This is a genomic window from Streptomyces sp. NPDC093149 (assembly GCF_044754145.1).
Lineage (GTDB): Bacteria > Actinomycetota > Actinomycetes > Streptomycetales > Streptomycetaceae > Streptomyces.
On the sequence record NZ_JBIVON010000005.1, the window covers coordinates 543,899 to 567,874 of the forward strand.

At 69.9% G+C, this 23,976-nt stretch carries 19 protein-coding genes and 4 tRNA genes; 16 read left to right on the forward strand and 7 right to left on the reverse strand.

Features of this window, described 5'->3' with window-relative positions:
- Positions 1-250: 250 nt before the first annotated feature.
- The 8 genes from purS to purM all read left to right on the forward strand — a co-directional run bounded on the left by purS (position 251) and on the right by purM (position 9,278).
- Positions 251-511 (forward strand): phosphoribosylformylglycinamidine synthase subunit PurS, encoded by a 261-nt coding sequence (gene purS / locus ACIQCZ_RS18990; RefSeq protein WP_351076841.1) that lies wholly within the window; start codon positions 251-253, stop codon positions 509-511.
- The gene (purQ, locus tag ACIQCZ_RS18995) at positions 508-1,188 is read left to right on the forward strand and encodes a phosphoribosylformylglycinamidine synthase subunit PurQ (protein ID WP_376218388.1); all 681 of its coding nucleotides are present in this window, start codon (positions 508-510) and stop codon (positions 1,186-1,188) included. The genes purS and purQ overlap by 4 nt, the downstream gene beginning before the upstream one ends.
- Complete coding sequence (gene purL / locus ACIQCZ_RS19000) at positions 1,185-3,434, forward strand: phosphoribosylformylglycinamidine synthase subunit PurL (RefSeq protein ID WP_351076845.1); 2,250 nt, start codon at positions 1,185-1,187, stop codon at positions 3,432-3,434. The genes purQ and purL overlap by 4 nt, the downstream gene beginning before the upstream one ends.
- Before the next feature lie 496 nt (positions 3,435-3,930).
- Positions 3,931-4,569 carry a TetR/AcrR family transcriptional regulator gene (locus ACIQCZ_RS19005; protein WP_402283501.1) on the forward strand — a complete coding sequence of 213 codons (639 nt, stop codon included), beginning with the start codon at positions 3,931-3,933 and terminating at the stop codon, positions 4,567-4,569.
- A 58-nt stretch (positions 4,570-4,627) separates the two neighbouring features.
- A complete protein-coding gene (locus ACIQCZ_RS19010) occupies positions 4,628-5,428 on the forward strand; it encodes a sterol carrier family protein (protein ID WP_402283503.1) in 801 nt (266 codons plus the stop codon).
- Between the two features lie 37 nt (positions 5,429-5,465).
- Entirely contained in the window at positions 5,466-5,867 is a 402-nt protein-coding gene (locus tag ACIQCZ_RS19015; protein ID WP_402283576.1) for an META domain-containing protein, read from the forward strand.
- Between the two features lie 750 nt (positions 5,868-6,617).
- Entirely contained in the window at positions 6,618-8,144 is a 1,527-nt protein-coding gene (purF, locus tag ACIQCZ_RS19020; protein WP_114245671.1) for an amidophosphoribosyltransferase, read from the forward strand.
- Between the two features lie 60 nt (positions 8,145-8,204).
- On the forward strand, positions 8,205-9,278 hold the full coding sequence (purM, locus tag ACIQCZ_RS19025) for a phosphoribosylformylglycinamidine cyclo-ligase (protein WP_402283504.1): 1,074 nt from the start codon (positions 8,205-8,207) through the stop codon (positions 9,276-9,278).
- Between the two features lie 218 nt (positions 9,279-9,496).
- Here purM and ACIQCZ_RS19030 read toward each other — a convergent pair whose 3' ends face one another.
- Together ACIQCZ_RS19030 and ACIQCZ_RS19035 are read right to left on the reverse strand one after the other, a co-directional pair.
- Positions 9,497-9,754: a DUF3073 domain-containing protein gene (locus ACIQCZ_RS19030; RefSeq protein ID WP_351076855.1), complete on the reverse strand. Its 258-nt coding sequence runs from the start codon at positions 9,752-9,754 to the stop codon at positions 9,497-9,499.
- A gap of 311 nt (positions 9,755-10,065) precedes the next feature.
- Positions 10,066-11,166: a Leu/Phe/Val dehydrogenase gene (locus ACIQCZ_RS19035; protein WP_402283505.1), complete on the reverse strand. Its 1,101-nt coding sequence runs from the start codon at positions 11,164-11,166 to the stop codon at positions 10,066-10,068.
- Positions 11,167-11,343: 177 nt separating this feature from the next.
- Between ACIQCZ_RS19035 and ACIQCZ_RS19040 the strand changes: the two genes are divergently transcribed.
- Complete coding sequence (locus ACIQCZ_RS19040) at positions 11,344-12,189, forward strand: hypothetical protein (RefSeq protein ID WP_402283506.1); 846 nt, start codon at positions 11,344-11,346, stop codon at positions 12,187-12,189.
- Between the two features lie 524 nt (positions 12,190-12,713).
- Positions 12,714-12,920, forward strand: coding sequence for a developmental transcriptional regulator BldC (bldC, locus tag ACIQCZ_RS19045; RefSeq protein WP_003949541.1), 207 nt, complete (start codon positions 12,714-12,716; stop codon positions 12,918-12,920).
- Positions 12,921-13,836: 916 nt separating this feature from the next.
- Here bldC and ACIQCZ_RS19050 read toward each other — a convergent pair.
- A tRNA-Asp gene (locus ACIQCZ_RS19050) sits at positions 13,837-13,911 on the reverse strand.
- 115 nt (positions 13,912-14,026) lie between these two features.
- Positions 14,027-17,959, reverse strand: coding sequence for an ATP-dependent RNA helicase HrpA (gene hrpA, locus ACIQCZ_RS19055; RefSeq protein WP_402283507.1), 3,933 nt, complete (start codon positions 17,957-17,959; stop codon positions 14,027-14,029).
- 163 nt (positions 17,960-18,122) lie between these two features.
- On the opposite strand from hrpA, the gene ACIQCZ_RS19060 reads away from it, so the two are divergent.
- The 3 genes from ACIQCZ_RS19060 to ACIQCZ_RS19070 are packed head-to-tail and all read left to right on the forward strand — an operon-like array spanning position 18,123 to position 20,289.
- A complete protein-coding gene (locus ACIQCZ_RS19060; RefSeq protein WP_402283508.1) occupies positions 18,123-18,587 on the forward strand; it encodes a hypothetical protein in 465 nt (154 codons plus the stop codon).
- A 59-nt stretch (positions 18,588-18,646) separates the two neighbouring features.
- Positions 18,647-19,444, forward strand: a complete 798-nt coding sequence (locus ACIQCZ_RS19065) for a DsbA family protein (protein ID WP_402283509.1) — start codon at positions 18,647-18,649, stop codon at positions 19,442-19,444.
- Positions 19,441-20,289, forward strand: a complete 849-nt coding sequence (locus ACIQCZ_RS19070) for a cytochrome c biogenesis CcdA family protein (protein ID WP_402283510.1) — start codon at positions 19,441-19,443, stop codon at positions 20,287-20,289. The genes ACIQCZ_RS19065 and ACIQCZ_RS19070 overlap by 4 nt, the downstream gene beginning before the upstream one ends.
- 38 nt (positions 20,290-20,327) lie before the next feature.
- Here ACIQCZ_RS19070 and ACIQCZ_RS19075 read toward each other — a convergent pair.
- From ACIQCZ_RS19075 to ACIQCZ_RS19085, 3 genes are all read right to left on the reverse strand, one after another.
- Positions 20,328-20,404 (reverse strand) — tRNA-Phe (locus tag ACIQCZ_RS19075).
- 22 nt (positions 20,405-20,426) lie between these two features.
- A tRNA-Asp gene (locus tag ACIQCZ_RS19080) sits at positions 20,427-20,501 on the reverse strand.
- Positions 20,502-20,539: 38 nt separating this feature from the next.
- Positions 20,540-20,612 (reverse strand) — tRNA-Glu (locus ACIQCZ_RS19085).
- A 211-nt stretch (positions 20,613-20,823) separates the two neighbouring features.
- On the opposite strand from ACIQCZ_RS19085, the gene ACIQCZ_RS19090 reads away from it, so the two are divergent.
- From ACIQCZ_RS19090 to ACIQCZ_RS19100, 3 genes are all read left to right on the forward strand, one after another.
- Positions 20,824-21,174, forward strand: a complete 351-nt coding sequence (locus ACIQCZ_RS19090; RefSeq protein ID WP_030929660.1) for a metallopeptidase family protein — start codon at positions 20,824-20,826, stop codon at positions 21,172-21,174.
- Positions 21,175-21,329: 155 nt separating this feature from the next.
- A complete protein-coding gene (locus ACIQCZ_RS19095; RefSeq protein WP_402283511.1) occupies positions 21,330-21,911 on the forward strand; it encodes a hypothetical protein in 582 nt (193 codons plus the stop codon).
- A 239-nt stretch (positions 21,912-22,150) separates the two neighbouring features.
- A partial coding sequence (locus ACIQCZ_RS19100) for a DEAD/DEAH box helicase (RefSeq protein WP_402283578.1) occupies positions 22,151-23,976 on the forward strand: 1,826 nt, incomplete at its 3' end.

The window sequence follows — 23,976 nt, forward strand, 5'->3', positions numbered from 1 at the left end:
TACAGCGATGGGTGCCGCATTGTGAAGACCGCCCAATTACCTCCGCGTGTCAGCCTTCTTGTGTGTTGCCGGTGAGGATTTTTTTCGCAGGACTTTCCCCATGCGTTGTCGCGGCCGATATCCGGGCGTGATCAAGGGGGTTCGATATCTACCCGCGTAGAATTTCTGGCCAGGTAGGCTGAGGGAACCTGCGGGGGTCTGGGGAGCCCCCCGGAGAAACAGCCGCACCACACCACCACCGGGAGTGCCAGTGGCACGCGTCGTAGTCGACGTCATGCTCAAGCCCGAGATCCTCGACCCGCAGGGACAGGCGGTGCAGCGCGCACTGCCCCGTCTCGGCTTCGAGGGAATCGCGGACGTACGTCAGGGAAAGCGTTTCGAGCTGGAGGTCGAGGGGCCGGTCGACGACGCCGCCCTCGGCCGCATTCACGAGATGGCCGAGACTTTCCTCGCCAACACCGTCATCGAGGACTTCACCGTGAGGGTGGAGAAGGCCGAGGAGTCGAAGTGACTTCCCGTATCGGAGTCGTCACCTTTCCCGGCACGCTCGACGACAAGGACAGCCTGCGGGCCGTACGGGTCGCGGGTGCCGAACCCGTATCGCTGTGGCACCGCGACAAGGACCTGCACCAGGTCGACGCGGTCATCCTGGCGGGCGGCTTCTCCTACGGCGACTATCTGCGGGCCGGAGCCATCTCCCGCTTCTCGCCGGTCATGGAGACGATCATCGAGAACGCGCGGGCGGGGATGCCGGTCCTCGGCATCTGCAACGGCTTCCAGATCCTGACCGAGGCGCATCTGCTGCCCGGCGCGATGCTGCGCAACAACCACCTGCACTTCATCTGCCGCGATCAGAAGCTGCGCGTCGAGAACGCGGACACCGCCTGGACCTCGGACTACTCCGCGGGCCAGGAGATCTCCGTGCCGCTCAAGAACATGGACGGGCGTTACGTCGCCGACGAGCGCGTGCTCGACGAGCTGGAGGCGGAGGGCCGGGTCGCCTTCCGTTACCTGGACAGGAACCCCAACGGCTCGCTGCGCGACATCGCCGGCATCACCAACGCCGCGGGCAATGTCGTCGGCCTGATGCCGCACCCGGAGCACGCCGTCGAGCCGCTGATCGGCACCGGTCGCACCGACGGCCTCGGTTTCTTCACCTCGATCATCAAGAAGCTGGTCAACGCATGAGCCTGGATACGGTCAAGCACGCGGCCGAGACCCCGGACGTCGAGCAGCCCTGGAAGGAGCTCGGCCTCAAGGAGGACGAGTACGCCCGGATCCGCGAGATCCTGGGCCGCCGTCCCACCGGCGCCGAGCTCGCCATGTACTCCGTGATGTGGTCGGAGCACTGCTCGTACAAGAGCAGCAAGGTCCACCTCAAGCAGTTCGGCGAGAAGGTCCCCGCCAACGACGCGATGCTCGTCGGCATCGGCGAGAACGCCGGTGTGGTCGACGTCGGTCAGGGGTACGCGGTCACCTTCAAGGTCGAGTCGCACAACCACCCCTCGTACATCGAGCCCTACCAGGGCGCGGCGACCGGCGTCGGCGGTATCGTCCGCGACATCCTCGCCATGGGTGCCCGTCCGGTCGCGGTCGTGGACCCGCTGCGCTTCGGCGCGGCCGACCACCCCGACACCAAGCGCGTCCTGCCGGGCGTCGTCGCGGGCATCGGCGGCTACGGCAACTGCCTCGGGCTGCCGAACATCGGCGGCGAGGTCGTCTTCGACGCCTGCTACCAGGGCAACCCGCTGGTCAACGCCGGCTGCATCGGTGTGATGAAGCACGAGGACATCCACCTCGCCAAGGCCTCCGGCCCCGGCAACAAGGTGATCCTCTACGGCGCCCGCACCGGCGGCGACGGCATCGGCGGCGTCTCGGTGCTGGCCTCGGAGACCTTCGAGTCGACCGGCCCGGCGAAGCGCCCGGCCGTCCAGGTCGGCGACCCGTTCCAGGAGAAGCTCCTCATCGAGTGCACCCTGGAGATCTTCAAGGAGAAGCTGGTCGCGGGCATCCAGGACCTCGGCGGTGCGGGTCTGTCCTGCGCCACGAGCGAGCTGGCCTCCGCCGGATCCGGCGGCATGCGCGTCGAGCTGGACACCGTGCCGCTGCGCGACTCCTCCCTCTCGCCCGAGGAAATCCTCATGAGCGAGTCGCAGGAGCGCATGTGCGCGATCGTCGAGCCGCAGCACGTCGGGCGCTTCCTGGAGATCTGCGAGAAGTGGGACGTCATCGCCACCGTCATCGGTGAGGTGACCGAGGGCTCCCAGCTGGAGATCTTCTGGCACGGCGAGCAGATCGTCGACGTGCCGCCGCGGTCCGTCGCCCACGAGGGCCCGACCTACCACCGCCCGTTCGCCCGCCCGTCCTGGCAGGACGCGCTGCAGGCCGACGACGCGGGCAAGCTGGCACGCCCGGCGAACGGCGCCGAGCTGCGCGAGCAGGTCCTGAAGCTGGTCGCCTCGCCCAACCAGGCGTCGAAGTCCTGGATCACGGACCAGTACGACCGGTTCGTGCAGGGCAACACCGTGCTCGCGATGCCCGAGGACGCCGGCATGGTCCGGATCGACGAGAAGTCGAACCTGGGTGTGGCCATGGCGACCGACGGCAACGGCCGGTACGCGAAGCTCGATCCGTACACCGGTGCGCAGCTCGCGCTGGCGGAGTCGTACCGCAATGTCGCCGCCTCCGGCGCCAAGCCGCTGGCCATCTCGGACTGCCTGAACTTCGGTTCGCCCGAGGACCCGGACGTCATGTGGCAGTTCGCCGAGGCCACCCGTGGTCTCGCGGACGGCTGCCTGGAACTGGGCACCCCGGTCACCGGCGGCAACGTGTCGCTGTACAACCAGACCGGCGAGACGGCGATCCACCCGACGCCGGTCGTGGCCGTGCTCGGCGTGATCGACGATGTCACCCGGCGTACGCCGGTCGCCTTCGCGGAAGAGGGCCAGCTCCTCTACCTGCTGGGCGACACGCACGAGGAGTTCGGCGGTTCGGCCTGGTCCGAGGTCGTCCACAACCACCTCGGCGGCATGCCGCCCAAGGTGGACCTGGGCCGGGAGAAGCTGCTGGGCGAGATCCTGATCTCGGCCTCCCGCGACGGCATGATCGACGCGGCGCACGACCTCTCCGACGGCGGTCTGATCCAGGCGGTCACCGAGTCCTGCCTGCGCGGCGGGAAGGGTGCCCGGCTGGTCGTTCCGGACGGGCTGGACGCGTTCACCTTCCTCTTCTCCGAGTCGGCGGGGCGCGCGGTCGTCTCCGTTCCGCGCAGCGAGGAGCTCCGCTTCAACGACATGTGCGGGGCGCGGGGTCTGCCCGCGACCCGGATCGGTGTCGTGGACGGCGAGGAGATCGAGGTGCAGGGCGAGTTCGGCATCCCGCTGAGCGAGCTGCGCACGGCGCACGAGGAGACCATCCCGGGTCTGCTCGCCTGACGCGACCGTCGATGTGGAGGACGGCCCCGCCCGGGTCTCGGATTTCGGGCGGGGCCGTTCCTGTGTCGTCGTATCGTCCGGGGAGTGGATACGGTTCGTCCGGGCCGCGAACTCGGTTCGTCCTGAGGGGTTACGGGACAGCCCTTAGCGGTGGATACGGTTCGTTCCGGCCGTGAATCCGGTTCGCGTCGGCTCGCGAGCCGGCGTTTCGGGAATTCCGGCGGGCGGTATGCGCAATTCCGGCCGGCTTCCGATCGAGACGCGGACGCGAGCGGCCGTGGAATTGCGCCCGGTCCAGCGGGCGGCGGTGTTCCGGCGGACGGCGCGCATTCGCTTCCGGCGGTGCGAGCAGAACGCAGGCCGGGGCCGTCGGAGGTGCGGGCGGCCTTTCCCGAGCCGCCGGGCACGGTGTCGCTGCGGCATTTCACCGCACCATGAAAATATACTCGGTCAACATTTAATCCAGGATTAATATTTATCCTGGTACAGTGATGCCATGACTGAGGGGATGAGCCTGCGCGAGCGCAAGAAGCTCCAGACGCGGCGCCGTCTGCTGGCGGTAGCCACCGAGCTCTTTGCCGCACGCGGCTTCGACAAGGTCTCGGTCGCCGAGATCGCCGAGGCGGCCGACGTCTCGAAGATGACCGTCTTCAACTACTTCGCCGGCAAGGAGGACTTGGTCCTCGCTCCCATGGAGGAGCACATCGGCGACGTCGCGCGGGTGGTACGGGAGCGGGGCCCCGGAGAGTCCGCGCTGGTCGCCGTCCGGCGTCAGTTCCTGGCCGCCGTCGAGGCCCGTGACCCCTCGGTCGGCATGAGCGACTCACCCGTGGTGCTCGGGGTGCGCCGGCTGATCCAGGAGACACCGGCGCTGCTGATCCGGGCGCACGCGTTCTCCATGCGGTCCTACGCCCTGCTCGCCGAAGCCCTGGCCGAGGAGGGGGAGGAGCCCTCCCTCGCCCGGATCGCGGCCGCACAGCTGATCGGCACCCGCAACGCCCTCATCACCGCGAACCAGTTGCGGCTGCTGGCGGGGGAGCCGGCGGACGCGGTCGCGCCGGACGCCGTCGCGCTCGCCGAGCGCGGCTTCGACCTGCTCGACAAGGGACTGGGCGACTTCGCGACCCGGCCCTGAGGCCGACGCTCCGACGGCCCACTGCCCGTCGCGGGCGAGGTCGTTAGGCTCCTGGACCATGCCGCCGTCCCAGAAACGAGCCCGCCGCTACGACCCGGTCAGGACCCGCGCCGCCGTCCTGGCCCAGTTCACCCATGTCCGGGAAGCAGTCAGCGCCCTGACGCCGGAACAGCTCGCGCTGCCGACCCGGCTCGGGGACTGGACCGTGCGCGAACTGGCCGTCCACCTGACCATGGCGCTCTCGCGCGTCACCCATGGCCTCGAGCTGCCCGAACCGGCCTCGCCCAAGCCCGATCTGACGCTCCTCGAATGGCCGTTCTCGACCGCTGACCGCGCTGCCCGCATCGCCGAGGACACCACGGCCGCGACCGCGGACCATCCGGACCTGGACGCGCTGTACGGGGAGGTCGCCGGGCGGTTCGAGGCGCTGGTGCCCGGCGATCCCGGGGAGCGGCTGCTGCCGACCCGGGCCGGTGCGATGCGGCTGGCCGACTTCCTGGTCACCCGTACCGTCGAACTCGTCGTGCACACCGACGACCTGAACGAGGCGGCCGGCCTGGCCGTCCCGTACGACCGGCAGGCCCTCGCCGCCTGCACCCGGCTGCTCGCCGACGCCCTCGCGGAGAGGGCGCCGGGCGGTTCGGTCGAGGTGCGGGTTCCGCCGTTCGCCGTCGTCCAGTGCGTCCAGGGCCCCAAGCACACCCGCGGCACACCGCCCAATGTCGTCGAGACCGATCCGCTCACCTGGATCCGGCTCGCCACCGGGCGTACGGAGTGGGCGCAGGCGCTCGACGCGGCGAAGGTCAGCGCCAGCGGGGAGCGGGCCGATCTCGCCGCCCTGCTCCCGCTGATGGGGTGAGGGGGAACCGGACGGGGTCCGGGGCCGCCCCAGGGCCATTTCGCAACCTCCCGCGCCGCTCACCGGCACCACCTGGACGGTCACCTCGCTGGTCTCCGGCTCCGTCGCCTCCTCCCTGCCCGAGGGCATGGAGGGCGCGGCGCGGATCGTCTTCGGCAAGGACGGCTCCGTGCACGGCAGTTTCGGTTGCAACGGCTTCCGCGGCCGGGCGGCGGTCTCCGGCTCCACCATCACGTTCGACGGCGTCGACAGCACCACGATGATGTGCCCGGACCCCCGGATGAAACTGGAGCGGGCCGTGCTCGCGGTCCTGGACGGGAAGACGACGTACCGGATCGACCACCGCAGCCTGTCCGTCACCGCGGAGAACGGCGAGGGAATCGGCGCGTCGGCCAGGGAGAAGACGCCGACCGGGGGGACGGCGGGGACGGCGGGCTGACTTGGACCAACCTGCAGATGGCGGGTGGAAGAAGGAGCGGGGCCGGGTGCGTGCGTCTGCAAGGCGGAGGAGGGAGGCAACGCGGAGGGGGCCCCTCCCATGCCTTTCGGGCTATGGGGGAGTTGTCGACCGACGGCAAGGCCGCAGATGTGCGTCCAGCCCCGCGACGCCGTCCCCATGTGCCGGTCGGTTACTCGGGAACGCGTCGGACACGGCAGCAACTCGGCGTCCGCCCGCTCCCGGGAGACCCTGCCGCCCGAACCGGCGCAGGTCGGGCAAGAAGCCGGGAAGCCACGGCGGCCGAGAGCCTGGCGGCTGAATCGGGCGCGGCAGCGGCCGGCGCCCTGCGACTCGCCGGGCTTCCGCGCCGCGTCCACGGCCCGGCACCGCATCGTCCACGCTTCCGAGAAGCCGCATACCGGGCTCGTCGATGTGAGGCTCACCACGAAACGGGCGTTCGGCCGGACTCCGCGCCGGAACGTCGGCCGGTTCACCGAGTGCCACCATCCGGCCATGCGGGCCTACGCGCCCCGAGTGGCTGGATTCAGCCCTCGACCGGCCGCTGGTCCGGGCGACCGCCGCCCCGAGGGCGTCCCGTACCCCGTCCCGAACCTCGCCGCATGCCGGAAATGATCACTCCGCGTGACCGCACGGACCGGCCTCGGAACAGCCTCTGGGAGCGCTTCCCCGGTGCTCCGGCCCGGTATCCCGAATTCGGACCAGTGGTCGATCTCGCCTACACTCGGTGGCGTGCCCCGTGGTGATGGACGACTCAACCACGACCTGCTCCCCGGAGAGAAAGGCCCCCAGGACGCTTGTGGCGTCTTCGGTGTCTGGGCTCCGGGTGAAGAGGTCGCCAAGCTCACCTATTTCGGACTGTATGCCCTGCAGCACCGTGGACAGGAGTCCGCGGGCATCGCAGTGAGCAACGGGTCCCAGATCCTGGTCTTCAAGGACATGGGACTGGTCTCGCAGGTCTTCGACGAAACGTCTCTGGGATCCCTCCAGGGCCATATCGCGGTCGGTCATGCCCGCTACTCGACCACCGGTGCCTCGGTGTGGGAGAACGCGCAGCCGACGTTCCGTGCGACCGCGCACGGCTCGATCGCCCTGGGTCACAACGGCAACCTGGTCAATACGGCCCAGCTCGCCGAGATGGTCGCCGACCTTCCCCGCAAGGACGGCCGCGCCACCCAGGTCGCCGCGACGAACGACACCGATCTGGTGACCGCGCTGCTCGCCGGCCAGACCGATGAGGACGGCAAGCCGCTCACCATCGAGGAGGCCGCCGCGAAGGTGCTCCCCGACGTGAAGGGCGCCTTCTCCCTCGTCTTCATGGACGAGCACACCCTCTACGCCGCCCGCGACCCGCAGGGCATCCGCCCGCTGGTTCTCGGCCGTCTGGAGCGCGGGTGGGTGGTGGCCTCCGAGTCCGCCGCCCTGGACATCTGCGGTGCCAGCTTCGTCCGCGAGATCGAGCCGGGCGAGCTCGTCGCCATCGACGAGAACGGCCTGCGCACCTCGCGCTTCGCGGAAGCGAAGCCCAAGGGCTGTGTCTTCGAGTACGTGTACCTGGCCCGGCCCGACACCGACATCGCCGGGCGCAACGTCTACCTCTCCCGGGTGGAGATGGGACGCAAGCTGGCCGCCGAGGCCCCCGTCGAGGCCGATCTGGTCATAGCGACCCCGGAGTCCGGCACCCCCGCCGCCATCGGTTACGCGGAGGCCAGCGGCATTCCGTTCGGCGCCGGCCTGGTGAAGAACGCCTACGTCGGCCGGACCTTCATCCAGCCGTCCCAGACCATTCGCCAGCTGGGTATCCGCCTCAAGCTGAACCCGCTCAAGGAAGTCATCAAGGGCAAGCGCCTGGTGGTCGTCGACGACTCGATCGTCCGCGGCAACACCCAGCGCGCACTGGTCCGGATGCTCCGTGAGGCAGGCGCCGCCGAGATCCACATCCGGATCTCGTCCCCGCCGGTGAAGTGGCCCTGTTTCTTCGGCATCGACTTCGCGACCCGCGCCGAGCTGATCGCCAACGGCATGACGGTCGACGAGATCTGCACATCGATGGGCGCCGACTCGCTCGCGTACATCTCGCTCGACGCGATGGTCGAGGCGACGACGATCGCCAAGCCGAACCTGTGCCGTGCCTGCTTCGACGGTGAGTACCCGATGGAGCTGCCGGATCCGGAGCTGCTCGGCAAGCAGCTGCTGGAGACCGAGCTGGCGGCAGGCCCCGCGGCGACCGCCGCGTCCGACGCGCTGCGTCGTCCGTGACGGTCCCGCCGCATCCCTCTGGCCACCAGCCCCGTATTTCCACACGAAAGATCCCAGGCAATGTCTGAGACAACAGGTGCTTCCTACGCGGCAGCGGGCGTCGACATCGAGGCCGGCGACCGCGCCGTCGAGCTGATGAAGGAGTGGGTGAAGAAGACGCAGCGCCCCGAGGTCGCGGGCCTCGGCGGCCTCGGCGGTTTCGCCGGCCTCTTCGACGCCTCGGCCCTCAAGCGTTACGAGCGTCCGCTGCTCGCCTCCGCCACCGACGGTGTCGGCACGAAGGTCGACCTCGCCCGCAAGATGGGCGTCTACGACACCATCGGCCGCGACCTCGTCGGTATGGTCGTCGACGACCTGGTCGTCTGTGGCGCCGAGCCGCTCTTTATGACGGACTACATCTGCGTCGGCAAGGTGCACCCCGAGCGTGTCGCGGCCATCGTCAAGGGCATCGCCGAGGGCTGCGTCCTCGCGGGCTGCGCCCTGGTCGGCGGCGAGACCGCCGAGCATCCGGGCCTCCTCGGTCCGGACGACTTCGATGTCGCGGGCGCCGGCACGGGCGTGGTCGAGGCCGACCACCTGCTCGGCCCGGAGCGTATCCGTAAGGGTGACGCGGTGATCGCCATGGCGTCCTCCGGTCTTCACTCCAACGGGTACTCGCTCGTCCGGCACGTGGTCTTCGACCGGGCCGGCTGGGAACTGGACCGCCAGGTGGAGGAGTTCGGCCGGACCCTCGGCGAGGAGCTCCTGGAGCCCACCAGGATCTACTCGCTGGACTGCCTGGCCCTCACCCGTACGACCGAGGTGCACGGCTTCAGCCATGTCACCGGCGGCGGCCTCGCCAACAACCTGGCCCGGGTCATCCCGGACGCGCTGCACGCCAGGGTCGACCGCTCCACCTGGACGCCCGGCGCGGTCTTCGACCTGGTCGGCAAGGCCGGTCGGGTCGAGCAGCTGGAGCTGGAGAAGACGCTGAACATGGGCGTCGGCATGATCGCGATCGTCCCGGCCGAGTCCGTGGACGCCGCCCTGACGACGCTGGCCGACCGCGGGGTCGAGTCCTGGGTCGCGGGCGAGATCACGGAACGCGGCGAGCACACCTCGGGTGCGGAGCTCGTCGGCGAGTACGCGCGATAGGCACGGAGGCGGGTGCGCCGGGGACGCCCGGTGGCCGCTTCGCCCTCGATCGCCGGTCGGGCCGGGGCCCGTCGCTCGGTGCGCGACGGAACCCAGCCCGACCGGCAGTCGAGGACGCCGTTGGGACGACGGGGTCCGCACGGCGAACGGACCGTATCGGGGTAGCACAGAACCCGGTCCGGGACAGGCCCGGACCGGGTTGATGTGTCAGCGCGAGGTCAAGCGCCGCGGCGCTGTGACGACGGACCGGACTTGCCGTCCTCGTCCTCGTCCTCATCGTCGTTGTACAGATCCGCGTACTGTGCGTACGGGTCATCTTCCTCGTCGTCGTCCTCGAACGGCTCTGCGTTCGGTGGCTGACTCGAAGGCGATGCGCCCAGCTCATTGGCCAGACGCGACAGGTCAGTCCCGCCGCTGCTGTACTTCAGCTGGCGGGCGACCTTTGTCTGCTTGGCCTTTGCCCGGCCGCGCCCCATGGCTCGACCCCCTCGGTGACGGGGCTCGACGGCCCCAGAGTCTTGACACGCGTTCATGTTTCAGGACGGACTCTCGGCAGAGAGACCGTGCCCGTAGGGCTTTAACGGTACCTGCTTCCGCGGCCATACGGTACGCCGCCCGCGTCACACGCCCCGGAAGAGGACCGGCGAGACGCCCCGTCCTCGCTGGTCAACTGCGATTTTAACCTCTTCTTGGCATGCGACCCGCCGACCGGCGTGAGTCTTGTCTCGCCGGTCGGCGGGTCGGTGGGCCATGCGCGGCGAAGGCGTCCGGTGACGCCCCGCGACCGTCAGCCGCGGCGGGCTTCGGCCATCCGCTGCTCGGCGATCCGGTCGGCCGCGGCGGCCGGCGGAATGCCGTCGTCCTTCGCACGTGCGAATATGGCCAGCGTGGTGTCGAAGATCTTCGAGGCCTTCGCCTTGCACCGGTCGAAGTCGAACCCGTGCAGCTCGTCGGCGACCTGGATGACACCGCCCGCGTTCACCACGTAGTCGGGTGCGTAGAGGATCGCCCGGTCCGCGAGGTCCTTCTCGACGCCGGGGTGCGCGAGCTGGTTGTTGGCCGCGCCGCACACCACCTTGGCGGTGAGCGCCGGAACGGTGTCGTCGTTCAGCGCGCCGCCGAGCGCGCACGGGGCGTAGATGTCGAGGCCCTCGGTGCGGATCAGCGACCCGGTGTCCGCGGCGACGGCGATCTGGGGGTGCTTCTCGGTGATGCGGCGGACGGACTCCTCGCGCACATCCGTGATCACGACCTCCGCGCCGTCCGAGAGCAGGTGCTCGACCAGGTGATGACCCACCTTGCCGACGCCGGCGACCGCCACTTTTCGGCCACGTAGCGTCGGGTCGCCCCAGAGGTGCTGGGCGGAGGCCCGCATGCCCTGGAAGACGCCGAACGCGGTGAGGACCGAGGAGTCGCCGGCGCCGCCGTTCTCGGGGGAACGGCCGGTGGTCCAGCGGCACTCGCGGGCGACCACGTCCATGTCGGCGACATAGGTGCCGACGTCGCACGCCGTCACGTAGCGGCCGCCGAGCGAGGCCACGAACCGGCCGTAGGCCAGGAGCAGCGCTGTCCGCTGGGGGCCCTGGATCTGCGCGGAGTCCCCGATGATCACGGCCTTGCCGCCGCCGTGGTCGAGACCGGCCATGGCGTTCTTGTACGACATACCGCGCGACAGGTTCAGCGCGTCCGCGACGGCCTCCTCCTCGGAGGCGTACGGATAGAAGCGGGTGCCGCCGAGGGCCGGGCCCAGGGCGGTGGAGTGGATGGCGATGACGGCCTTGAGGCCGCTGGCACGGTCCTGGCAGAGCACGACCTGCTCGTGGCCCCCCTGATCCGAGCGGAACAGGGTGTGCAGTACATCGCCAGGCGCGCCGGTCACATCGGTCACTGTGGTGACTCCCAAGTACGAAGCGGCGGGAGACCCTCCTGAAGGTGGGGAGGGCCGTGGACCGGCCGGCACGGCCGGTCCGACTAGGGCAAGAGCGTAAGTCCTACGCGGAGGTAGATCTGTTGCAGTGCCGAGGATCACCCCCTGGCGGAGTACGGGCATGACACGATTTGCTGCATGTCGGTGGTGTCTTCAGTGCTCGTCCCTTACGCGTCCTACCTCCGGGTGTACGAGCCGCTGGCAGCCTTCCCGGAGCCCGAACGCTCCCACTGGGCCCGCTACGCGGGCCGCTCCCGCATCCCCACGGCCCAGGACGAACTGCGTCGTTCGCTGGCCGCCTTGGTGGCCACACCGCCGGTCGGTGTGCCGGTGCACGAGAGCGCGGACGCGTTCGTCGCCGAGGTGGACGGCGTGGTGTGCGTCTGCCCGTGGCGGACCAGGCTGCGCGGCTGGCTGGCGCTGGGCGAGCTGACGGAGATGTTCCCCGGGCCGGTGCTCGACGCGGTGCTGCCGCCGGTGGTGCGGGGGCAGGCGGTCGCGGACCACGAGCGGTGGGCGGAGCGCAATCCGGACGCCAGGCCCTGGATCCTCAGCTCGGTGTGGCAGGTCCCGGTGCGCTGGTTCGTGCTCTTCTCGGACGGGGAGAGGGAGTACACGAAGGCGGGCGAGGGCGGTGAGCCGCCCGTGCTGCGCTACCGGACGCCGATGGTCGAGGCCCGGCGCCGGCTGGCCCGGACGCTGAAGACGCTGCGCGAGACCGTGGACGAGGGCCCGCTGACCGAGGGGCTCGTGGACGTGGGGCGCTGGCTGGAGGAGTTCCACCCGCGGGCACTGGTCGAGCTGGACTACGCGGGGCTGGTGCACGCGCTGCCGGCGGAGCAGCTCGCCGCGGACCGCTCGGCCGCCGATGTGGCCGAGGGCGTCGCGGCGCTGCGGGCCGGCGACACCGAAGGGGCGAGTGAGGCGTACGGACGGCTGGCGGAGCGCTGGCGGGCGGTGAGGGACCGTCAGTTCGCCAACTGAGGGGCTCCCGTCCGGGTCCACCCCGGTGTCCTGTGTGACGCGTGAGGACGAAGAGGCGGAAGCGTACCGCAGTGGCCTTAAGGACCTACGTCCCGAACCGGGCCTTTGCCTCAAGCGTGATGGATAGCACTAACTGGGCCCTTGCGTCCTTCCCTACTCCTCGTGCCAAAATAGGACAAGGAGTCCGGGGAGGGCTCCATCCGTCCAACTAGGGGCGGATTGCTCAGCATTGCACGCTATGGGGGGTCTGGTGACTCCTGATCGCTCTGTGACTGATCGTCACGGTGGTGTGACTGTCCGCTATGGCATGGTCCATCGGCTTCCGTCGCTGATGAACACCTGGGAGGGCAATTCCATCGGTTTGGCCGACGTGGCTGGACGGATGGTGTAGTTGTAGTGCCGAGGACAAGCCGTTCGTCCTATAACCGACTCGGCCCGCGTCCGCCATTTCGGGCAACGCGGGTCAAGGTGCAGAATTTAGAGGAAAGAACCGAGATGGTTCGGTTCTCCCGAGGAGGCCGCTCATGACCGCTCGCACCCCTGATGCCGAGCCGCTGCTGACCCCGGCTGAGGTCGCCACGATGTTCCGCGTGGACCCGAAGACGGTTACCCGGTGGGCCAAGGCCGGCAAGCTCACGTCCATCCGCACGCTCGGTGGACACCGCCGGTACCGCGAGGCAGAGGTCCGCGCACTGCTTGCGGGTATTCCGCAGCAGCGCAGCGAGGCCTGACACACCCCTGTCGCCGCGCCACAACAGGGCTTCCGGGTCCCCCTACCCGTACAGGCCCACCCATAGCTCCACATGACGGGCGTCCGCCCCAACGGGCGCCATACCTGTGTCATACGGGCACGTCATTCGATCGCGCTGGACTCCGCCGGGTCCAGCGCGATCTTTTTTTGTGCTCTCGCACCCCCCGGGGAGGCTTCCCGCGCGTGCCGCCCGCAACGACTTCGACGCCTCGGGAAACCGGGCGTCCGGTTGGCTCCGGACGCAGTGGCGTGCGGGCTTGCGCGGGTCTGTGCGGGACTGTTCCCGACCGTCCCGGGGAAGCCGGGCCGTGACGGTTCGGAAGGTCCCGTGCGACTCCCGTCCAGGTGGTGCAATTGCACATATTAAATTCGCCAGTTGTAGGAAGGGCGTAAGGTCACCCCTTCTCAAAACTCGTTCAGTGACTCCCGTCACATCGCATGAGTCTTGCCAGGTATGAGCCTGCCACCTTCGTGGAGCGGGACGGCTCGCCATTGGTCACCCGGGCGGGGGACTTTCGTCCCGGGCCTCACGGGCCCCTTCCGGCGCCCTGTGGGCGCGGTCGGCGGTTTCGGGCGGGGGAGCGGCTCCGGAGGCCGTCACGGGCTCGATGGCGGGCCCTGGGGGCCGGTGGCCGGCGGGTGGGTGGCGAGTGGGTCGGCGGAAGCCGGATGCGGCGGTCGGACGGGCGTGCGGGAGCGTGTCGGTTCCGCGTCCGACGAGCGCCGCCGTGTGCGCCACCTCCCGGTGGGCCGTCGTCATGCGTGCCACCTCCCGGCGGACCGCCGCCCCGCGCCGAGGAACAGGAGCGGCTCCTGCTGTCTGACTACTCGTCGGCAGTTGCCGGAGTCAAGACGCGCGAAAGCCCGGATCCAGGGGATCCGGGCTTTCGTTACTGCGGTCCTGACGGGATTTGAACCCGCGGCCTCCACCTTGACAGGGTGGCGAGCACTCCAAACTGCTCCACAGGACCAGGTTTTCGCTGCTGCCTTGCGGCTGGCTGCGAAGACAGACTGTACAGCAGGTCAGAGGGTCCGGTCGACCTCACCCAAGGTGGTGGTTCCGTCACGGTGCCGATCCCGTCCGTCTCACGGTGCCGCCGCGTCGATCGCCTTCACGATCCGCTTGTCGGAGACGGGATAGGCCGTCCCCAGGGCATGCGCGAAATAGCTGACCCGGAGCTCCTCGATCATCCAGCGGATGTCCAGGACCTCCTGCGGAACGGGCCTGCCCCGTGGCATCTGTTCGAGCAGCCAGGCGTACTCGTCCTGCATCTCGTGGACCTTCTCCATGCGCGTGGTGTCGCGCTGGACGGCCGTCGGCATCTGCTGGAGCCGGCGGTCCACGGCGACCAGGTAGCGCATCAGGTCGGGCAGCCTGCGCAGCCCGGTCGAGGTGACGAAGCCCGGCGGCACCAGGGCCGCGAGCTGGTCCCGTGCGTCGGTGACGTTGTTGACCAGGACGAGGCTGTTGGTGGCCTTCAGGCGGCGCTCGCAGGCCTGCCAGGCGGCCAGCACCTGCTGCACCTGCTTGACCGTGTGCTCGGTCAGCGCGACGAGGTCGGCGCGCACCTTGTCGAACAGCTTGCGGAACGACTCCTCGTCCCAGGCGGGGCCCCCGTGCGCGCCGATCAGCCGGTCGGCGGCCGCCGTCGCGCAGTCCTCGAAGAGCGCCTGGATGGAGCCGTGCGGATTGCGGGACAGGGCCAGCTTCTGCTGGTTCGTCAGCTTGTCCGAGGCGAACTTCGCCGGGTTCACCGGGATGTTCAGCAGGATCAGCTTCCGGGTGCCGAGCCACATCGCCTGCTGCTGCTCGGCCTCGGTGTCGAAGAGCCGGACGGCGACCGTGGCGCCCTGGTCGACGAGGGCCGGGTACGCCTTGACCGGCTGGCCGGCCCGGCGGGTCTCGAAGACCCGGTTCAGCGTCCCGATCGTCCAGTCCGTGAGGCCCGAGCGCTCGATGGACTCGCCCGAGGGCCCCGCGGTGGCCGCGGCGGCCTTGGAGAGGGCCTGACGGGCCTTGGGACGCAGCTGGAGCTTCAGTGCCTCCAGGTCCTTGTCCTCGGCCACCTTGCGGCGCCGCTCGTCGACGATCCGGAAAGTGATCTTCAGGTGGTCGGGGACCCGGGTCAGGTCGAAGTCGTCGGCCGTGACCGGGACACCGACCATCCGCTGGAGCTCCCGCGCCAGCGTGACCGGCAGCGGCTCCTGGAGCGGTACGGCCCGGTCGAGGAACTTGTCCGCGTAGTTCGGCGCGGGCACGTAGTGCCGGCGGATCGGTTTGGGCAGCGAGCGGATCAGCTCGGTGACCACTTCCTCGCGCAGCCCCGGGATCTGCCAGTCGAAGCCCTCGGGGGTGACCTGGTTGAGCACCTGGAGCGGGACATGGACGGTCACACCGTCGGCGTCGGCGCCGGGCTCGAACTGGTACGTCACCCGGAACTTGAGCTTCCCCTGCCGCCAGGAGTCGGGGTAGTCGTCCTTGGTGACGGCCCCGGCCTTCTCGTTGATGAGCATCGAGCGCTCGAAGTCCAGCGCGTCCGGCTCGTCCCGGCGCTTGTGCTTCCACCAGGAGTCGAAGTGGGCGCCGGAGACCACGTGCTCGGGGATGCGCCGGTCGTAGAAGTCGAAGAGCGTCTCGTCGTCCACGAGGATGTCGCGGCGCCGGGCGCGGTGCTCCAGTTCCTCGACTTCGCCGAGGAGTTTGCGGTTGTCGTGGAAGAACTGGTGGTGCGTCCGCCAGTCGCCTTCGACCAGGGCGTTGCGGATGAACAGGTCCCGGGACGTCTCCGCGTCGATACGGCCGAAATTGATCTTGCGCTGGGCGACGATCGGTACCCCGTACAGCGTGACCCGCTCATAGGCCATCACCGCGGCCTGGTCCTTCTCCCAGTGCGGCTCGCTGTAGGTGCGCTTCAGCAGATGCTGGGCCAGCGGCTCGATCCACTCCGGCTCGACCTTGGCGTTGACCCGCGCCCACAGCCGGGACGTCTCGACCAGCTCCGCCGACATCACGAACCGCGGCTGCTTCTTGAAGAGCGCCGACCCGGGGAAGATCGCGAACTTGGCGCTGCGGGCACCCAGGTACTCGTTCTTCTCGGTGTCCTTCAGACCGATGTGCGAGAGCAGCCCGGACAGCAACGAGGTGTGCACCGACTGCTCCGGCGCGGCCGTGTCCGCCGAGGGCTCCTCGACCTTCATACCCATCTGCTTGGCGACCGTGCGCAGCTGCGCGTAGATGTCCTGCCATTCGCGGATGCGCAGGAAATTCAGGTACTCCTGCTTGCACATCCGGCGGAAGCTGGACGAGCCGCGCTCCTTCTGCTGCTCACGGATGTACCGCCACAGATTCAGGAACGCCAGGAAGTCGGAGGCCTCGTCCTTGAAGCGGGCGTGCTGCTGATCGGCCTGGGTCTGCTTGTCCGAGGGCCGCTCGCGCGGGTCCTGGATGGAGAGTGCCGCGGCGATCACCATGACCTCGCGGACACAGCCGTTGCGCTCGGCCTCGATGACCATCCGGGCCAGCCGCGGGTCGACGGGCAGCTGGGAGAGCTTCCGGCCGAGCTGGGTGAGCCTCTTCTTCGGATCCTTCTCGTCCGGATCCAGCGCGCCGAGCTCCTGGAGGAGCTGGATGCCGTCGCGGATGTTGCGGTGGTCCGGCGGGTCGATGAAGGGGAACTTCTCGATGTCGCCGAGGCCGGCCGCGGTCATCTGCAGGATGACGGAGGCGAGATTCGTGCGCAGGATCTCGGGGTCGGTGAACTCCGGACGGGTCAGGAAGTCGTCCTCGGAGTACAGCCGGATGCAGATGCCGTCCGAGGTACGGCCGCAGCGGCCCTTGCGCTGGTTGGCGCTGGCCTGTGAGATCCGCTCGATCGGCAGCCGCTGGACCTTGGTGCGGTGGCTGTAGCGGGAGATCCGGGCGTTGCCCGGGTCGATCACGTACTTGATGCCGGGGACGGTCAGCGAGGTCTCGGCGACGTTGGTCGCCAGCACGATCCTGCGCCCCGTATGGCGCTGGAAGACACGGTGCTGCTCGGCGTGCGAGAGACGGGCGTAGAGCGGGAGCACCTCGGTGTGGCGGAGGTTCTTCTTGTTCAGCGCGTCCGCGGTGTCACGGATCTCGCGCTCGCCGGAGAGGAAGACCAGGACATCGCCCGGCCCCTCCGACTGGAGCTCGTCGACGGCGTCGCAGATCGCGGTGATCTGGTCCCGGTCGGCGTCGTCGCCCTCCTCCTCCAGGAGGGGGCGGTACCGCACCTCCACCGGGTACGTACGTCCGCTGACCTCGACGATCGGCGCCTCGCCGAAGTGGCGTGCGAACCGCTCGGGGTCGATCGTCGCCGACGTGATGACGACCTTGAGATCCGGGCGCCTGGGCAGCAGCCTGGCCAGGTAGCCGAGCAGGAAGTCGATGTTCAGCGACCGCTCGTGGGCCTCGTCGATGATGATCGTGTCGTACGCGCGCAGCTCGCGGTCCGTCTGGATCTCGGCGAGCAGGATGCCGTCCGTCATCAGCTTGACGAACGTCGCGTCGGGGTTCACCTGGTCGGTGAAGCGGACCTTCCAGCCGACCGCCTCGCCCAGCGGGGTCTTCAGCTCGTCGGCGACGCGCTCGGCGACCGTACGGGCCGCGATCCGGCGCGGCTGGGTGTGCCCGATCATGCCCCGGACACCGCGCCCCAGCTCCATGCAGATCTTCGGGATCTGCGTGGTCTTGCCGGAGCCGGTCTCCCCGGCGACGATCACGACCTGGTGGTCGCGTATCGCCTCCAGGATCTCGTCCTTCTTCTGACTGACCGGGAGCTGTTCCGGGTAGGAGACGGCGGGCAGCCGCCCGGCACGCAGCGCGAGCCGCTCGGCTGCCTTTCCGGCCTCGGCGGCGATCTCGTCCAGCACGGACTGCCGGGCCTCGGGCTTGCGGATGCGGCGCGCCCCTTCGAGACGGCGGCCGAGCCGGTGCGCATCGCGGAGCGAGAGCTGTTCGAACCGGTTCTGGAGATCAGCGAAGGAAGTAGACATACGGGTCCCAGGATCTCACCCGGGCCCGAAGAACGGCGAACGTATTTCGTGCGGTCCCGGTCACCACCTCGGCACTGCGCGGAGGCGCGGGATCACAGCACGTACCATTTCGGGCAGCTGACCACCCGTTGCCCGATGCCCCAGTCCGGAAAGGCCGGTCGCCGTGTCCCGTACGCAGTGGTGCTGCCTGCTGGCGGTGCTCGCGGTCGCGCTGGGGCTGTTCTGCGGGCCGGGGAAGGCCGCGCCGGGCGACGGCGGACGCGCCTTCGCCCCGGTGGTCGCGGCTGCCGGGGCCGACACCGCAAAGGCGGCCTCCGCGGCGCGTCCCGGCCCGCACGCCGCTGCGGCGGACCCCGGCGCGGACGCCGCGTTCGCCGGTACGGCCGTCGTGTCGGCCGTGGACGGGCACCAGGTGCCGGGGTGCGGCAAGAGCAGGAAGCGCGAGGACGGCGAGCCCGCCCTGCCCGGCCGCGCCCGTGCGGCGCACGACCAGGCGCCCGGACTCGCCGAGTGGGGCCTGCCCGCCGCCACCGGGGAGGGGCCGGTCGGCCCGCCCGTTCGGATAAGGCTGCGCGGCCCCGCTCCCGCCGCGCCCACTCCCGTCGAGCTCTCCGTGCTGAGGGTGTAGAAGGCCGTTTCCCCCCGGCCGTCCCTCTTCCCTCTCGTATCACCAGCACGGAGTCCCGCATGCCCAAGCCCAAGTCCTCACGTACGCCGGCGTCCAAGAAGCCGCTGATCTACGGTGCCGGAGTCGTCCTCGCCGCCGCGGCGCTCGGCTTCGTCTCCTACCGGGCCACCGCCCCCGACCACTCCGGTTCCTCCTCTTCCTCCTCGGTCGCCGATGTCACCTCGGAACCGGACGCCGGCGTCTATCCGGAGCTGGCGAAGCTCGCCCGGCGCGACGCCGGTGACAAGCTCGCGCAGGGACGGGTGGACGCGCCCGTCGTCCTCATCGAGTACGCCGACTTCAAGTGCGGTTACTGCGGCAAATTCGCCCGCGACACCGAACCCGCCCTGGTGAAGAAGTACGTCGAGAACGGCACCCTGCGCATCGAGTGGCGCAACTTCCCGATCTTCGGCGCCGAGTCCGAGGCAGCCGCCCGCGCCGCCTGGGCCGCCGGGCAGCAGGGCCGCTTCTGGCAGTTCCACCGCGCCGCGTACGCCGAGGGGGTCAAGGAGAAGGGGTTCGGAAAGGACCGGCTGAGGGCGCTCGCCCAGCAGGCCGGGGTCGCGGACCTGGACCGGTTCGCGCGCGACGCGGACAGCTCCGCCGCCGCCGAAGCGGTGGGCAAGGACCAGGAACAGGGGTACGGCATCGGCGCGACCTCCACCCCGTCGTTCCTGATCAACGGCCGCCCGATCGCCGGCGCCCAGTCGATGGAGACCTTCACCCAGGTCATCGACGCGGCGGCCGAGAAGGCCCACGACACCGAGAACGCCAAGAGCGGAAAGAACGGCCGGGGCGCCGAGGGCGGCGCGAAATGACGGCCGACATCGGCTACTTCGCGGCCTTCCTCGGCGGGCTGCTCGCCCTGGTCAGCCCGTGCAGTGCGCTGCTGCTGCCCGCCTTCTTCGCCTACTCCATCGACTCCACCTCGCGGCTGCTGGCCCGTACCGGAATCTTCTACGCGGGTCTCGCCACCACCCTGGTGCCGCTCGGCGCCGCGGGCTCGTACGCCGGACGGCTCTTCTACAGCCACCGCGACGCGCTCGTGCTCGGCGCCGGGTGGCTGATCATCGTGCTCGGCATCGCACAGATCGTGGGTCTGGGCTTCGCCTCGCGCCGGATCGCCGCCCTCAGCGGTCGGATCCGTCCGACCACCGCCCTGTCGGTCTACGCGCTGGGCGCCGTATACGGACTGGCCGGTTTCTGCGCGGGGCCGATCCTGGGCAGCGTCCTCACCGTGGCGGCGGTCAGCGGCAGCCCGGTCTACGGCGGACTGCTGCTCGCCGTCTACGCCCTGGGCATGGCGGTACCGCTCTTTCTGCTCGCCCTGCTCTGGGAACGCTTCGACCTGGGCCGCCGGGTCTGGCTGCGCGGTCGCACCTTCCGGATCGGCCGCTTCGAGCTGCACACCACGACGCTGCTGTCGGGGCTGTTCTTCATCGGCCTCGGCGTGCTGTTCCTCGTGTACGACGGGACGACCGCGCTCCCCGGGCTGCTGGACGTCGACGATTCGTTCGCCGTCGAGCAGTGGGCCCAGCGCATCGGTGAGCACGTGCCGGACGCCATGGCGCTGGTGGCCGTGGTCGCGGTGGTGCTGCTGATTCTGGCCGTACGGGCGTGGCGTGGCCGGGGTGTGAACTCGGCGGACCGGGAAGAGGCCTGACACGACGAAGGCCCCGTCCACCGGACGGGGCCTTCGGGTGGTGGCTGGGGCCGGGATCGAACCGGCGACCTATCGCTTTTCAGGCGATCGCTCGTACCAACTGAGCTACCCAGCCACGCAGCTCATAAAGGCTGCAGCGGTCCTGACGGGATTTGAACCCGCGGCCTCCACCTTGACAGGGTGGCGAGCACTCCAAACTGCTCCACAGGACCAAGCGATGTGCGAGACAAGTCTCGCACACGTTAAACCGTGCCCCCAACGGGATTCGAACCCGTGCTACCGCCTTGAAAGGGCGGCGTCCTGGGCCACTAGACGATGAGGGCTAAGGGCCCACCTGCGCGCTTTCCAGCGCGTCGGGGACGTGAGAAGCATATGGGATGGCGGCAGCTATCGCCAAAACGGTTTACGGCGAGGCAGCGGGAAGGGGCGGGAAGGCGGCCGGACGGGCCCCCGCCGGGCCCACCCGCGGCCCCGTACATCCGTGCCGTGGTCCGGCCCGGGGCGTGTCGAGCGGCCGTACGGGACAATGGCGGCGTGCTGGAGATGACGCGCGAAGAGTTCGAAGAACTGGTCGCCGAGGCGCTGGACCGGATTCCGCCGGAGCTGACACGGCTGATGGACAACGTCGCGGTATTCGTCGAGGACGAGCCGGATCCGGGTGATCCGGAACTGCTCGGGCTGTACGAGGGCACACCGCTGACCGACCGCGGCGAGTGGTACGCGGGGGTGCTGCCGGACCGGATCACCATCTACCGCGGGCCGACACTGCGGATGTGCGAGTCGCGCGAGGACGTCGTCGCCGAGACCGAGATCACGGTCGTCCATGAGATCGCCCATCACTTCGGCATCGATGACGAGAGGCTGCACGCGCTCGGCTACGGATGAGCGTGCGAGCGCCGTACGGGTGGGGTGCGGAAGGCGTGCGGGAGGTGTGCGGGCCGGACGCGGGGCGTGTCCCCGGCGGGGCGGCGGGAGTTGGGCAGGGCGCCCCCCGCTCCCCGTACCGTCCGCTCGCTCTTCGTACCCCGGAGGTGCCTCCCGTGCGCCAGTTCTCCGCTCCCGTCCGATGGGCGGCCGTCGTCGCCGTGACGGTCGCCGCGTCCACAGGCTGCATGAGCGTCGGCGACGACGACGGGAAACCGGCGCCGTCGCCGACGTCCGAGCCGAAGGGGAGCGTGGCCGCGCCGGACGGCGGCACCGTGGCGGGCACGGGTCGCGCCCGTACCGGTGGCGGCCGTGCCGAGGCGCACTCCGAACGGGAGGCGGCCGAATCGCCGGAACCGCGCGGCTCCGCCGGCCCCTCGGGTTCGCCCGGCGGCGTCCGACCCGGCGCGGAGCCGGACGACCGCGGTGATCCGGGACCGCCGGCGGGCGGGCTGCCGTCGCCCTCGGTCTCCCGGCCGGGACCGGGAGCGTCGCAGCAGCCCGAGTCCCCGCCGCCGTCGCCGCCGGCCACGCCCGAGCCGCCCTCCTCCCCGGAGCCCGAACCGGAGCCCTCGGAGCCGTCGCCGCAGCCGTCGGCCTCTTCGGCGGCTCAGCTCCGCACCGACGCGATGAGTGCGTCGGAGGAGCCGTGGCCGCTGCGGACGCCCGATGTGTCGCCGCAGGTCAGCCCGGTGTAGCAGGGGGCCGGGGGAAGGCGGTTTGCGCGATGTGGGGGGGAGTGCGTATGGTGGTAGATCGTTTGATCCCATTGCCCGGCGCCGAAACAGAAGCGCGCCGTGTGGCGCGTACTCTCCCTTGCCGTGGCTGGACCGCATTGAGGCGGTCGAAATTGCGAATCACGGAGTTACGGGCGCGTGCCGAGACTCCGGAAGGTTTCGCATTTCGCATGTCAATTTCCAGTTCTGACCACACCGTCATGCCCGAGAGCGTCGAGAACGACGAGCTCATCGAGGCCGCGCAGGCCGTCGTCGCCGAGGCCGCCGACTCCGTCGAGGCCGACGCCCCCCTGGCCGACGCGGACGCCGAGCCGACCGTCACCTTCGCCGACCTGGGCCTGCCCGAGGGCATCGTCCGCAAGCTCGCGCAGAACGGTGTGACCGAGCCCTTCCCGATCCAGGCGGCGACCATCCCGGACGCCCTGGCCGGCAAGGACATCCTGGGCCGCGGCCGTACCGGCTCCGGCAAGACCCTCTCCTTCGGTCTGCCGACCCTGGCCTCGCTGGCCGGCGGGCACACCGAGAAGAAGAAGCCCCGCGCGGTCATCCTCACCCCGACCCGTGAGCTCGCGATGCAGGTCGCGGACGCGCTGCAGCCGTACGGCGACGTGCTCGGCCTGAAGATGAAGGTCGTCTGCGGCGGTACGTCGATGGGCAACCAGATCTACGCGCTGGAGCGCGGTGTCGACATCCTCGTCGCCACCCCGGGCCGACTGCGCGACATCATCAACCGGGGCGCCTGCTCCCTGGAGAACGTCCAGGTCGCGGTCCTCGACGAGGCCGACCAGATGTCCGACCTGGGCTTCCTGCCCGAGGTCACCGAGCTGCTCGACCAGGTTCCGGTCGGCGGCCAGCGCATGCTCTTCTCCGCCACGATGGAGAACGAGATCGGCACGCTGGTCAAGCGCTACCTGAACAACCCGGTGAGCCACGAGGTCGACAGCGCCCAGGGCAACGTCACGACCATGACGCACCACGTTCTCGTCGTGAAGCCGAAGGACAAGGCGCCGGTCACCTCCGCCATCGCCGCCCGCAAGGGCCGCACCATCATCTTCGTCCGCACCCAGCTGGGCGCCGACCGCATCGCCGAGCAGCTCGTCGAGGCGGGCGTCAAGGCGGACGCGCTGCACGGCGGCATGACGCAGGGCGCCCGTACCCGGGTGCTCGCGGACTTCAAGGACGGTTACGTCAACGCGCTCGTCGCGACCGACGTCGCCGCCCGCGGTATCCACGTCGACGGCATCGACCTGGTGCTGAACGTGGACCCGGCCGGCGACCACAAGGACTACCTGCACCGCTCGGGCCGTACCGCCCGTGCCGGAAAGTCCGGTGTCGTCGTCTCGCTGGCGCTGCCGCACCAGCGCCGTCAGATCTTCCGCCTGATGGAGGACGCGGGCGTCGACGCCTCGCGGCACATCGTGGGCGGCGCGGGCGCGTTCGACCCGGAGGTCGCCGAGATCACCGGCGCCCGTTCACTGACCGAGGTCCAGGCCGACTCCGCGAACAACGCCGCCAAGCAGGCCGAGCGCGAGGTCGCCGACCTGACCAAGCAGCTGGAGCGCGTCCAGCGCCGCGCCGGTGAGCTGCGCGAGGAGGCCGACCGCCTCGTCGCCCGTGCCGCGCGTGAGCGGGGCGACGACCCCGAGGCCGCGGTGGCCGAGGCCGCCGCCGAGGCGGAGGCCGCGATCGAGGCCGCTGTCTCCGTGCCGGAGCAGCCCGCCGCCCGTGACGACCGTCGCGACGACCGCGGAAACTTCGAGCGCCGGGACAGCCGTGGCGGCGACCGCGGCGGCTACCGCGGCGGTCACGACCGTCGTGACGACCGTCGTGACGACCGCGGTGGTGACCGTGGTGGTTTCCAGCGTCGTGACGACCGTTCGTCCGGTGGTTTCCGCCGTGACAACGACCGTCCGTCGTTCAGCCGCGACCGCCGTGACGACCGCGGTGGTGACCGTGGTGGTTTCCAGCGTCGTGACGACCGTTCGTCCGGTGGTTTCCGCCGTGACAACGACCGTCCGTCGTTCAG